General features: G+C 56.2%; 8 protein-coding genes and 1 riboswitch. Of the genes, 3 read left to right on the plus strand and 5 right to left on the minus strand.

The window, feature by feature from the left end; genetic code table 11:
- Window positions 1-806 precede the first annotated feature (806 nt).
- Window positions 807-2702, plus strand: a complete 1896-nt coding sequence (locus RSK20926_RS13160; protein ID WP_037255174.1) for a methyl-accepting chemotaxis protein — start codon at window positions 807-809, stop codon at window positions 2700-2702.
- 210 nt (window positions 2703-2912) lie between these two features.
- Here the strand turns inward: RSK20926_RS13160 and RSK20926_RS13165 are convergent, their stop codons facing one another.
- Together RSK20926_RS13165 and ileS are read right to left on the minus strand one after the other, a co-directional pair.
- Complete coding sequence (locus RSK20926_RS13165) at window positions 2913-3203, minus strand: DUF1330 domain-containing protein (RefSeq protein ID WP_008207398.1); 291 nt, start codon at window positions 3201-3203, stop codon at window positions 2913-2915.
- A gap of 52 nt (window positions 3204-3255) precedes the next feature.
- Window positions 3256-6198, minus strand: coding sequence for an isoleucine--tRNA ligase (gene ileS, locus RSK20926_RS13170; RefSeq protein WP_008207399.1), 2943 nt, complete (start codon window positions 6196-6198; stop codon window positions 3256-3258).
- A gap of 427 nt (window positions 6199-6625) precedes the next feature.
- Here ileS and RSK20926_RS13175 point away from each other — a divergent pair, with 427 nt between their 5' ends.
- Together RSK20926_RS13175 and RSK20926_RS13180 are read left to right on the plus strand one after the other, a co-directional pair.
- Window positions 6626-7858 (plus strand): 50S ribosomal protein L11 methyltransferase, encoded by a 1233-nt coding sequence (locus tag RSK20926_RS13175; RefSeq protein WP_008207400.1) that lies wholly within the window; start codon window positions 6626-6628, stop codon window positions 7856-7858.
- 144 nt (window positions 7859-8002) lie between these two features.
- On the plus strand, window positions 8003-8425 hold the full coding sequence (locus RSK20926_RS13180) for a group III truncated hemoglobin (RefSeq protein ID WP_008207401.1): 423 nt from the start codon (window positions 8003-8005) through the stop codon (window positions 8423-8425).
- 36 nt (window positions 8426-8461) lie between these two features.
- On the opposite strand, the gene RSK20926_RS13185 is transcribed toward RSK20926_RS13180, so the two are convergent.
- The 3 genes from RSK20926_RS13185 to RSK20926_RS13200 form a co-directional block, all read right to left on the minus strand.
- Window positions 8462-10135, minus strand: coding sequence for an amidohydrolase (locus RSK20926_RS13185; RefSeq protein ID WP_232281899.1), 1674 nt, complete (start codon window positions 10133-10135; stop codon window positions 8462-8464).
- 364 nt (window positions 10136-10499) lie between these two features.
- Complete coding sequence (gcvH, locus tag RSK20926_RS13195; RefSeq protein ID WP_037255124.1) at window positions 10500-10859, minus strand: glycine cleavage system protein GcvH; 360 nt, start codon at window positions 10857-10859, stop codon at window positions 10500-10502.
- Between the two features lie 109 nt (window positions 10860-10968).
- A riboswitch (glycine riboswitch) is annotated at window positions 10969-11048 on the minus strand.
- 219 nt (window positions 11049-11267) lie between these two features.
- Complete coding sequence (locus tag RSK20926_RS13200) at window positions 11268-12725, minus strand: glutamine synthetase family protein (protein WP_008207404.1); 1458 nt, start codon at window positions 12723-12725, stop codon at window positions 11268-11270.
- Between the last annotated feature and the right edge of the window lie 19 nt (window positions 12726-12744).

Consider the following 12744-nt stretch of genomic DNA (forward strand, 5'->3'; position numbering starts at 1 on the left):
GACACACACCCACAAGCAATCCTGCCGCTCAATCAAAGCAGCCATTGTTGTATGAGCAGCAAAAAAAATAGACATATTCAATCGTAGGAGGTCGGTATTCCAGGTCATCACCGTCTTTAAGCAGCAGTCCACCGCCTTCACTGCCTGTCACACCGAACTCTATCGTCTCGGGCATGCCTCTGGGCATTTTCTTCCAAACGTCACCCCAAAGCCTTTGCAGACCACTGGCAAACGGGGCGTTACCCCGCTGATCCCGCACCAAGGGGGGGGGCAAGGACACTTTGGAAGCGATACAATCCGCAGCCGTGGGGTAGAGGATGCTTGCAGGGCTTGGGAACTTGTTTTGCGTTCTCATCCTAGCCAGGACGATTGCCAAGAAACGGTAGTGACTGCACATCTTCCTTATCACTGAGCCTTCTGCCGCAAAAGGATCTCAAAGCCGGTCGAATCATCAGCTCTTGATCACTGCGCTTTTGAAAAAGGAAAGGATCATTTTCCACATAACTATCGAAATCCACCCCTATGACGCTTTCTCGCCACTCAAAAAGGAGATGACCTCTTTTACGATAGAGAAACGCTCATTACCGGAAGGAGAGTAGCTGAATTGAAGCATCTCAATTCCTGCATCAGCTTGTAATATCAAAAAGAAACTAGACTTCAACCCCTCTTCAACAAAATTTGCCAAGCAAAAACAAAAAATTAGATATCGCAATCGCAGCGCAAAAAAGTGTCTCAGCAGCACGGTTCTACCTTTCTTAATGAACACATCCTACGGTTAGGAAAACAACTGTATGGTGTATTTGGTCATGTTTCGTACCCTTCCAATCAAGACGCGGCTGGTCTTTTCAGGCATCGTCTCCATCTTCTCTATCGTAATTCTTGGCGCTCTGGCGGTGTACAGCCTTTGGCAAAGTGAGCTGGAGCTGGAGAAGCAAATCGTGATGACAGAGGCAGTCGGGCATCAATGGGCGGCAATTGCAAAACACGAGAAGATCGATGGCAGAGTGAACTATGCTTTACTCATAGCTGAAAACTCTTCTGCCACAAAGAAATCGCACCTAAAAACCACACTTGCAGAAGATATCGAGGTATTCCGCCACTCCTTGCGCTCTTTGCGTGGCTTGGACCTCTCGCCTGAAATCAATGCGACGCTTGATCAAATAACACCCGCCGCAGAAGAGTTCATGTCTGCAGGTCAGAAACTCATGAATGAGGCCTTCTCGGATTTAGACGCAGCAATGGCCACGCTGCCAAAGTTCCACAAACAGTTTTCTGCCCTAGAGGCCGCTCTGGTGCCACTTGGTAAACGCTTGGCAGCCCATGCAGAAGCCTCTGCGGCGGCGTCAAAGCAGCATGACCAGAACATGCTCTACGCGCTCCTAGCTGTGGCGGTCGTTACCATTGGTCTTGTACTGCACAATGCGCGCAAAGTGACCAACACGATCACCAAACCAATCGAACGCCTGCGCGCTGCCTTGCATGATGTTGCCAAGGGGGATTTTGGCCTCAAGATTGCCTCAAGAATGCGGGCGGATGATTTTGGTGAAATCGCTCAGGACATCGACCAGATTTCCGAGCGTGTTGTAAAAACCCTGGATGAGCAGGACGCCCTGCGGGCAGAGGGTGAAAGGGTCATCAAACGTCTGGGCTCGGGTCTGCGCATGCTGTCTGCCGGTGATTTCAGTGATCAGATCAACGAAACCTTCAATGAAGACTACGAGCCACTGCGCCAAGACTTCAATGAAACGGTTGATAAGCTGAACAACCTGTTGTCTCAGGTGGTTCAGGCCAGCCAGGGCATTCAGAAACAATCTTCTGACATTCGCGATGCATCGCAAGAACTGTCAGTCCGCACTGCCAGCCAGGCTGCAACACTGGAAGAAACCGCAGCCGCGCTGGAACAGATGACAAATAGCGTTCAAACTGCGGCGCAAAACACCAAAGACGCAGAAGAAGCCGTTGTCACTGCCAAAGCAGATGTCGAACACAGCGGCAGGGTTGTTGAAGGTGCGATTGAAGCCATGAACGAAATTGAGTCCTCATCCAGCAGGATCTCGCAAATCATTGGAGTGATTGACGATATTGCCTTCCAAACCAACCTCCTGGCCCTCAACGCAGGTGTTGAAGCGGCCCGAGCGGGTGAAGTTGGTCGCGGTTTCGCCGTGGTGGCATCGGAAGTCCGTGGGCTTGCTCAGCGTTCTTCCGAAGCCGCCAACGAAATCAAGGTTCTTATTAGCACCAGTACCAAACATGTGCAGGACGGCGTACGCCAAGTTGACGGAGCCGGCAAAGCCCTGTCAGCGGTCGTTCGCCAAGTCGCGAATATTTCTGATTTGGTGACAGGCATCGCGACAACCTCCGTCGAACAGGCAAATGGCATCAAAGAGGTCAATGTCGGTGTTTCTCAACTCGATCAGGTAACGCAGCAAAACGCCACTATGGTCGAAGATTCCAGCAATGCGACCCAGAGCTTGAACAATGAGACCCTCGGCCTGGGCCAATTGGTTGGGCAATTCAAACTGATGAGTGGCGCCCCAATGGGGAGTTCCGAATTTTCCTCCTATCCGGAAAGCGACGACACCCCGTATGAGCAGTCCTTTGAAAGCGGCTTTGACGAACCCGCAGAGGAAATGTCCATTGACGATGAAGACTTCCAGTCGTTCGATGATTTCGATGATGAGGACATTGCCAAAAGCGCCTAGCGGACCGTAAGCAGTTTTTGAAAGCTAGATCTTACAAAAGTTCGGGCCCCAAAAGCCGGGTCCGAACTTTGCCATGCTCGCAGGCCTCCCCCTTCCTTTCTCGTGAGAAAGCGCAAAAAGGTTTTCGGAACCAGGTCGTCGGCAGGGTTTATGATGAGTTGTGGCGGCGAACTGCTGCGCTCACCCGAAAACGCCAAAGGTGGGAACAGTTCAAAGCTCTTCGTAGACCTGAAACTCCATCTCACAGGCTTCATCGCGGAGCGGGATCAGCTCGGCATAGGCAGGCGAGCCAAAGAAGGCCTCAAGAGTGTCGCGACTGTCATATCGGAAAGCCGCCATTATATGCTCCCCCTGAGTGGCTCCCTTGAGGGTATGATCGTAACGCCCGCGCATCACCACTTCGACGCCATGATCCAGCATCAGCTTCCCCGCGCCTTCAACATAGTTTGCGAATTTTTCCGGGTTCAGGATCACTGCCTTGGCAATCATCAAAAGCGGCATCTTCAAAGCTCCTAAAGAAAAGGCCCCGGCAATGCCGAGGCCTTTTTGATACTTAGCTGAGCGCCGTTTCGCAACGCCCGCAGACGCCTGCGTGGCTGTGACTACCGACATCCGGCAGGATCTTCCAGCAGCGCTGGCATTTTTCGCCCTCGGCCTTTTCAAAGACCACGGAAACACCATCGACTTCGGGCATACGGAAGGCCTCGGCCGGAGCGGGGTCACCGGTGAGGGTGATATCGGAGGTGATGCAGACATCGGCAAAATTCACCGTGCCCAGTGCCTCCAGAGCTTCAGCGTCGCGTACATGGACAAACGGGTGCGCCTCGAGCGAGGCACCGATGACCTTGTCAACGCGCTGCACTTCCAGTGCTGCTGTCACCACACGGCGGGCCTGACGGATCTTGGACCATTTGGCCGCCAGAGGCTCATTCAGCCAATCCGCCGGAGTCGCAGGAATGTCTTGCAGGTGGATCGAACTGTCCTCGCCGGGGAAGCGCTCCAGCCAAACCTCTTCCATGGTGAAGACCAGGATCGGCGCCAGCCAAGCGGTCAGGCGGTGGAACAGGATATCCAGCACCGAGCGCGCGGCCCGTGCATTCAGCGTGTCGCCATCACAATAAAGCGCATCCTTGCGGATATCGAAGTAGAAGGCCGAGAGATCCACGGTAGCAAAGTTGAAAATCGCCTGCCAGACCCCGTTGAAATCGAACTTCTGATAGCCGCTGCGCACCTGATGGTCGAGCTCTGCCAGACGGTGCAGCACCCATTGCTCCAGCTCGGGCATATCGGCAGGTTCTACCCGCTGATCTTCGCTGAAATCATGCAGCGAGCCGAGCATATAGCGCATGGTGTTGCGCAGACGGCGGTAGCTGTCGGCGGTGCCTTTCAGGATCTCAGGCCCTATGCGCTGGTCGGTGGTGTAATCAGTCTGCGCCACCCAAAGGCGCAGGATATCGGCGCCATATTGCTTAACGACCTCTTCCGGAACAATGGTATTGCCGAGAGATTTGGACATCTTCATGCCCTTTTCGTCCAGCGTGAAACCATGGGTCACCACATTGCGGTAAGGCGCGCGGCCCTTGGTGCCGCAGGCCTGCAACAGGGAAGAGTGGAACCAGCCGCGGTGCTGGTCGGTGCCTTCCATATAGACATCTGCAATACCGTCTTCGGTGCCATCCTCGCGGTCGCGGAGCACAAAGGCATGAGTCGAACCGCTATCGAACCAGACGTCCAGCACGTCAAAGACCTGTTCATAGGCCTCGGCATCCGCGATGCCTTCCAGCACGCGGGTCTTAAAACCGTCTTCATACCAGACATCAGCGCCGTGTTCTTCGAACTCGGCCACGATGCGCTTGTTCAGCTCTTCATTGCGCAACAGGAAGTCCGCATCGGTGGGCAGCGCGCCTTTCTTGGTGAAACAGGTGAGCGGCACACCCCAGGCACGCTGGCGGGACAGAACCCAGTCCGGACGCGCTTCGATCATCGAATGCAGGCGGTTGCGGCCCGCCTGCGGATACCAGGTGACCAGCTCATCGATGGATTTCAACGCACGCTCGCGGATGGTGTCACCCATCTGATCCATGCCGTCATCCATTTTACGGTCCACAGAGGCAAACCACTGCGGCGTATTGCGATAGATGATCGGTGCTTTGGAGCGCCAGGAGTGCGGGTAGCTATGCTTGATCTTGCCGCGCGCCAGAAGGCCGCCGACCTCGACCAGCTTGTCGATGATCTTCTTGTTGGCATCGCCCTCGCCGCCCTTGCGGCTGAGGATATAGCTGCCGCCAAAGAAGGGCAGATCCGCGCGGAAGCCGCCGTCATCCATCACGTTATAGGTAATGACCTGCTCCAGCATGCCGAGATCACGGTAGAGTTCGAATTCCTCCATACCGTGGCTGGGCGCACAATGGACAAAACCGGTGCCTTCGGTGTCGGTGACAAAATCAGCGGCGCGGAAGTCGCGGATATCGTCCCATTCGCCATCTGCGCCTTCGGCGCCAGCCAGCGGATGGGTCAGACCGATGCCTGCCAGATCGGCGGCAGGCACGTCGGCAACACGTGTATACTGGTCCTCGCCCAGGCGAGCGCGTTTAAACACATCCGCTGCCAGATTGTCGGCCAGGATGTATTTCTCACCCACCACTGCCCAGCACTCATCCGGCGTGCCGGTGACTTCATAAAGGCCGTAGGCGATCTCTTCACCGTAAACGACAGCCTTGTTCGACGGCATGGTCCAGGGGGTGGTGGTCCAGATCACAACATTTGCGCCCGCGAGTTTATGATCTGCGGGCTCGGCCACTTTGAACTTCACCCAGATGGTGAAGCTTTCCTTGTCGTGATACTCGACCTCGGCCTCGGCCAGGGCGGTCTTTTCGACCGGGGACCACATCACCGGCTTGGAGCCCTGATAGAGGGTGCCGTTCATCAGGAACTTCATGAATTCATCGGCGATCACTGCCTCTGCATGATAGTCCATGGTGATATAGGGATCAGCCCAATTGCCAGTGATGCCAAGGCGCTTGAACTCTTCGCGCTGGATGTCGATCCAACCCTCGGCGAATTTGCGGCATTCCTGACGGAACTCCACCACATTGACCGCATCCTTGTTCTTGCCCTTCTTGCGGTACTGCTCTTCGATCTTCCATTCGATCGGCAGACCGTGGCAGTCCCAACCCGGCACATAGCGGCTGTCAAAGCCCATCATCTGATGCGAACGCACGATCATGTCCTTGATCGTCTTGTTCAGCGCGTGGCCGATGTGCAGGTGGCCGTTGGCATAGGGCGGGCCGTCATGCAGGGTGAAGGGCTGGCGCTCTGCATCAGAGCCTTTGCCCGCGGCGGCCTTGTCGCGCAGGCGGTCATAGACACCAAGCTTGGCCCAGCGCTCCAGCCAGGCGGGCTCCCGCTTGGGCAGGCCGGCGCGCATCGGGAATGCGGTCTTGGGCAGGTTCAACGTATCTTTGTATTCGGGTGTGTCAGCTGTGTCGGCGCACATGGAGAGCGTCCTTTGGAAGATCGTAGAGGGGATCGTTTCGGAAATTGGAATATTCGGTTCGGCGCGATGGCTCAAGCGCCTTTGCCCGGCAGCTCGAATGCAGTCAGAGCGCCGGGGATATAATTCGAATAATGATGGCCGCGATATGGGACATGCGGGCCTTATATGACGGACCCGCCGGAGGGTAAAGCCGCAGATGCAATCCTATTGCCAAGGCTCAACCCCAATGCACAGGGTCCCCCTCGCCCAGGAACACACTCCCCTGCTCGCTCTGGGGTTCGGCGCGCTACGTGTTCACAAAGAGATGCGTTCACAAAGAGTTTTCCGAATGCCTTCCACGCAACGGCTTGCCTTCATCATTTGTTAGCGCCCCGTCGTGAATAAAACGAAAAAACAGCATTTACCTCAAAGACTGGGAAAATTGAAAATGACCAAAGATTGCTCCCCAACTTCGCCCAATGTTTTTTCGCCCCCCAACAAGACCGAAGCAGAACGGCTGGTTGAGCGAGCGAAATCCACACCTTTGAGTGACGGGGGGCTGCAGACATCCGCGCTCTTATCGCGCGCCCTTTGCCTGGATCCGCACAATCACGATTCGCATATCCTGCAAGAGCGTCTGCATCAGACGTTTGTGCCACGCTGGCATTTTCCCATGCTTGCCGACAGCCTGCGCAATCGCGCCTATGCCAAGGCAATCGCGGCAACCGTCACCCCCGATGATGTGGTCCTAGACATAGGCTGTGGCGCCGGTCTGACTGCCATGTTGGCGGCTCGCGCCGGAGCCAAACATGTCTATACCTGCGAACAACAACCCCTGATCGCCCAGGCTGCGCGGCAGGTGATCGCTGACAATGGGCTCAGCGACAAGATCACCGTGATCTCGAAATGGTCGCATGACATCATCATTGGCGAGGATATGCCGGAACAGGCCGATGTGGTCCTGTCTGAAATTGTCGACACGGTTCTTTTGGGCGAAGGCGCTTTGGCGACCCTCATTCATGCCATGTCAGCCCTTGCCAAACCTGAAGCCCGTGCAATCCCTGAATGCGGTGTTTTGCGGGCGCAGATGGTCGAGAGCGATATGCTCCTCTCTCTCTGGCGCCCACAAGAGGCCGAGGGTTTCGATCTCAGCGCCTTTCACAGATTTGTCGCGGTGGCGCAGCTCACGCCCAGCGACTTTGAAGCCTGCAATATGAAAGCGCTGGGGGCCAGCACGGATCTGTTTCACTTTGATTTCAAGAGGCCCAGCTTGTCCCCGGCCCGCGTAACAACGGATCTGACCTGCTCCACCCCTGGACGGGCGCATGCTGTTCTGGCCAGTTTTCAGCTGCAACTCGCCCCTGGGGTGGTCTTGGACAACGGCCTGAATGGCGGGGGACACTGGGGACGAACGGCCTTCTTGCTGGATCAGACGGGAACCACAAAACCCTGCGACCGCCTGCGGATCACGGCGCAACATGACGCCGCCCATCTGAGCCTTTCGGTTCATGGCAAGTTACCCGCCTTGGAAGAAACCGGCACCCACGGCATATGGCTCTCCCCCGCTTGGATGAAGCAGCGCCCACAACAAGAGAATGTTGGCCAAAGGGCCTCTGATGCTCCTGCCTGGCGCCGGTCAGAAGCCGCCACAGGTCAAAGCCTGGAGAACATCCCCCATTAGGCACCAAACACAGGCGAAAGGCCTGGCGCAACCAGCGTCACAGGGCGGGCAAAAAGGTGGTCGCAAAAGAACACCGCCTGCCCCTTCACCTTTGAGCGGAACTCTCTATTTTCAGCAGCGCATGAACCTAGAGCGAGCACCCTGATGACCCAGTCAGAAATCAGCAGACCCCTGGCCCGGTTTGATATCACACCAGAGCAGATCACCCAGGTGGTCACAGTTTTCTATGCTCGTGTTCGGCAACATGAAACGCTTGGCCCGGTCTTTGCGGCTCATATCTCCGATTGGGTAAAACATGAGAAAAAAATCACTGATTTCTGGCGCAATGCGATCCTGCGGGAAAAGAGCTATAGCGGCAATCCCATGCGGGTGCATGTTTCGCGCTCCGATGTGAAGGCGGAGCATTTCCCCCTTTGGCTAGGCCTTTTCCATGAGGTACTCAAAGCTGAGTTGCCAGAGAAAACAGCGCTGCAATGGGGCGCGCTGGCCGATCGAATTGGTGAGGGGTTCCGAACCGGTATCGTTGCCATGCGCCAATCCAAAGATGCGCATCCCAAGTTGTTTTAGTGCCTGCTTGCAGGGGGTGGTTGCCCCTCTTGCCATTCAGAACAGCATGTTCTTGAACACGGACCAGACCGGTCCCAGGCGCAGCCATCCTGAATACCCGGTATGAACAGGCTGCCCATCCTTCCAGGTGCCCGCAATCGCAAGATCCTGCCAGTCAGCGGTCAATGGGTCGCCATGAAACAGGGTGAAATCCGCGCGTTTGCCTACTTCGATTGAACCTAGCGTTGCCCCCTGCCCTAACTGCTCTGCCGCCATCAGGGTCATCGCGCGCAGCGCTTCCTCGCGTGTCAGCGCTTGGTCTGGCGCTGTTACGGTCTCACCAGAGGCAGATCGCCGCTCCACCGCCACACGCAGGGTGCGCAGTGGATCGAGCGGTGAGGCAGGATGATCCCCATGCAGCGTAGTAACGGCTCCGCTGCGCATGGCCTGTGCAACGGGCATATAGCGCTGGGCGCGTTCACCGACGATCTGGGGCAGAACATCGCCGTAAAAATAGATGTGGTCCACGAAAAAGCCGAGACTGATACCCAGGTTACGCGCTTTTTCTATTTGCGCTTCCGTAATCAAAGCGTTGTGTTCAATCCTATGCGTCACACCTGACGGTGCCGGACCTGCGGCCTCAAAGGCTGCAAGAACCGCATCAAGTGCGCGCTCCCCCTGTGCGTGAACGGCAATTTGATGACCCTTGGCCTGCAAAGAGGAGACCTTTGCCAGAAAATCATGGGCAATAGGTGTCAGCGGCCCCAAATGCCCATGCGGAATATGCATTCGATCCTTGGTGAGCGTAGTGTCTTCATAGGCATCTGCAAAGGCAGCCCCACCTGTAAAAGGTGAGCCATCCATCCAGAATTTGGTGCCAAGGATTTTGAAGTCATCCGTTCCGCCAATATCCCCCTTTTGATGCGAAAGCAGATATAGGAAGCTGCGTAGGGGCGCATCATCATGACCCACATCTCGCAGCAACCCAACGGGGTCTTCATGCTTCCCTACCGCGCCAGTTATCCCAATACTGGTATATCCCGCTTTGGCATAGACTGCATACTGCCTCCGCAACAGTAGCTCGACCATAGCGGGATCCGCTGTTGGCATAGCACCCAGTATCAAGTTCACCGCATTTAGCTCCCGAAACGCACCCGTGGCTTTCCCGTTTTCGTCCCGGATGACACCCTCCTGGTGCTGCTCAGACTGGAAGGGGACCGAAGCGGCTGCCATGGCAGCGCTATTGGCAAAGACCTCATGCAGCATCTGAGTTATCACCACCATTGGCCTGTCAGGTGCGATTTCATCCAGTTCCGACAAACTGGGCGGCGCCAGATCCGCAATCGCAACCGGATCCCAACCATAGGCTATCAGCCAAGGTGTAAGTGCCGCCCCATCAGCGGCCTTTCGCAGCGTTTGCATCACCTCAACGCGCGAGCTGTGGGTAAAGCCACTGACATCAACTGCTGCCCCCAAAAGAGCTGTTGCCAAAGGGTGGGTGTGCGGCTCGATCAAACCGGGGGTAAGCACCCGCCCATTCAGGTCATAAATCTGGGCGTCTTTGTCGCTAAAGTCAGCGAGAGCCCCAACGGCTGTAATGAGACCATTTTCGACCAGAACCGCCTCAACAGAGCGCGCGCCAGCGGTAGGCGACATGGTCAGAACCTCGCCACCGGTCAGAATGACGCGCGGGGAAACTGTTTCAGGTCTGAGGAAAAGCCAACCGGTCACTCCCAGGATAGCCAACCCCAACAGTAAGCTTCGCAATAGTCGCCCAAACCGCCTCATGGTGCCACCCTCCCGACATGCACGGGCATGATTGGCAGCTCTTGGTAACCGAGCAAGCCTGACGTGGCGGGAGCCGCACACTCATGTTGAGAAAGCAGGCAAAACACCTGAAATTGGAGCAGCTGGTGACCGGTAGTGTTTACGGCATACAGAGGATGCATACAGGGCATCGCCACAGCGCAAAGCCTGGCTGGCTGGCTCCTGACCGTTCAGATTTGAGGCCGGGTTGGTTGGCATACCCTGCACTGCTACCAGAGCCGCCGGATCCAATTTCCCATCTGGATCCGGCGAAAAAAAGGAAGAGGCTTTAGCCAATGAAATCCTTGTAGCCCGCTTCATCCATATAGTCCTCCATAGGGGACATGTCTGAGACTTTGAGCTTGAAGAACCAGGCATCGCCCTGAGGATCATCATTTACCTTGCCAGGTTCATCCGTGAGCGCTTCGTTCACCTCGACGACTTCACCATCCAGAGGGGCCAGAATGTCAGAGGCGGCTTTCACGGATTCGATGACAACAATCTCATCATCCTTGGCCACCTCATCGCCGACCTCTGGCAACTCGACAAAGACCACATCGCCCAGCTGCTCTGCCGCATGGGTGGTGATGCCTACGGTCACGATATCGCCTTCGGCAAAAAGCCATTCGTGTTCTTCGGTAAATTTCATTGTCCTATTCCCGTTCTGACGCCCCGTCCCGTCGGGGTCTCTCGCTTGGCCGGTGGTATTGGCTGCATCCTCCGGCATCACATTTGCGCAAAGCAAGCCCTGCACGTTTGATGCCCCCTCTGTCCTTTTGCCTGAGATCGTTATCCTTCGGCGTCCCGGTCCGGCCGGGCCCTCTCCAGAGTTCAAATGCATAAGGTCCCTGTTGCCTGAGAGTTTCCGGGGCGGTTGCTCCTTCGGCACCGTGCTCACCTCGTGGTTAACCCCCAAGTGGCATCGGTTCTCCCGTATACACAGGCATACGCTAGCAGTGGGGCGCAGCCCCTTCAAGCCGCATTCACGACCGATAATGGCGTTTTTACCCACCTAGTTTTCCACGCCCAGGCAAAAGGCTAGAACCAACGCTCCGGGTCAGAACAGATTGAAATACTCTGCCTGCTCCCACTCACTGACAGTGTCCAGATAGCGTTCCCATTCAAACCGTTTGAGCGTTGAAAGGTAGGTGACGAAGTGCTCTCCCAGGCTGTCCCGGTAAAGATCCGAAGCATCAAAGGCCGCCAGAGCCTGCCCCAATGACCGGGGCAAACGCGCGGCATTGTCCTGATAGGGTGAAACCGTTGGCTCTGGCGCTTGCAACTCCGCCTCCATCCCTGCAACACCCGCAAAGATCTGCGCAGCCAGCGCAAAATAGGGGTTGGCGGAACTGTCCGGCGCCCGGTTTTCAATCCGGCTGGCCGGATCGCCAGATTTAATCAAGGCCCGCAGCATGGCCCCTCGGTTATCGCGCCCCCATTGGATGCGGTTCGGGGCGAGCTGAAAGGGCAAATAGCGTTTATAGCTGTTCACAGTGGGTGCAATCATCAATGATGAAGCCGCTGCGTGGTGCAACAACCCAGCAATCCAACCAGAGGCCTCCGGGCTAAGCGTGCCATCCGGCAAGGGTTCAAACAGATTGCGCCCCGATGACATGTCGACCAGTGATTGGTGCAGATGCCAGCCATTGGCCATCGCGTTTTCCAATCTAGGTTTGGCCATAAAGCTGGCATGAAACCCTTCCCGCGCGCAGACTTCTTTGACCATGGTGCGGAACATCACCATGGCATCCGCTTGCTGCATTGCGGGCAGTGGTGCAAAGGTGAACTCAACCTGGCTGGGCCCCATCTCAATCTCGACAGAACGGACCTGCAAACCGAGCCCCTGTGCGTTGCGGCGCAACCGATCCAGGATTTCTTCACATTCGGCATAGCGGGTCTCTGTCAGGTACTGATACCCTTGTGACAGGTTCCGGGTCTCAACCGGCGCACCTGGCATGGCGCTTTGGGCATGCCCCCTGGCCCCATCCAGACGTTCAAAAATCTGAAACTCCACCTCCAACCCAAAGATGGCTTGCTGCCCCCTGAGAGCCAATCGCTCCTCAGCGCGCCGCAGCACCTCGGTTGACGAGAAAGCAATAGGTCTTCCATCAGCATAGGCCGCATCACAGAGGATCCAAGCTGAATGCGGCGACCAGGGAAGAATACGAAAACTCTCCGGCCGCGGCACCAACAGCACATCTCCCGCACCGGTCATGGGCTCAAACCCATCGACCGAGGCCTCCTGAGCCTCCCAAACAGGAAAGGCCGTACGGTGAGAGGTGTCCTTTAGCAAAAGCGTAGAAGGAACATTGAGGCCAGATTTGAACAGGCTGGCACTGGCTTCGGCGGTCAGCGTTTTACCGCGCAAAAGCCCGTGCTGATCCGCAAAAAGCACGCGCAGAGTTTCAACGTCCTTAGCCTCAATCTCAGCCAGCACCTCTTGCGCCCTATCCAGCGCTTCGGCTTTCAAGAGGCCCATCTCCGCCAACCTGCCACCCGCAAGATTGTCCACCATTTGCTGCCTCCCGTTTTCA

The organism is Roseobacter sp. SK209-2-6 (genome assembly GCF_000169455.1).
GTDB lineage: Bacteria > Pseudomonadota > Alphaproteobacteria > Rhodobacterales > Rhodobacteraceae > Pseudophaeobacter.

Excerpts from the sequence above, each read along its gene's own strand:
- RSK20926_RS13160 (WP_037255174.1), top strand. The coding sequence starts at position 807 with ATGTTTCGTACCCTTCCAATCAAGACGCGGCTGGTCTTTTCAGGCATC.
- RSK20926_RS13165 (WP_008207398.1), bottom strand. The coding sequence starts at position 3,203 with ATGCCGCTTTTGATGATTGCCAAGGCAGTGATCCTGAACCCGGAAAAA.
- ileS (WP_008207399.1), bottom strand. The coding sequence starts at position 6,198 with ATGTGCGCCGACACAGCTGACACACCCGAATACAAAGATACGTTGAAC.
- RSK20926_RS13175 (WP_008207400.1), top strand. The coding sequence starts at position 6,626 with ATGACCAAAGATTGCTCCCCAACTTCGCCCAATGTTTTTTCGCCCCCC.
- RSK20926_RS13180 (WP_008207401.1), top strand. The coding sequence starts at position 8,003 with ATGACCCAGTCAGAAATCAGCAGACCCCTGGCCCGGTTTGATATCACA.
- gcvH (WP_037255124.1), bottom strand. The coding sequence starts at position 10,859 with ATGAAATTTACCGAAGAACACGAATGGCTTTTTGCCGAAGGCGATATC.
- RSK20926_RS13200 (WP_008207404.1), bottom strand. The coding sequence starts at position 12,725 with ATGGTGGACAATCTTGCGGGTGGCAGGTTGGCGGAGATGGGCCTCTTG.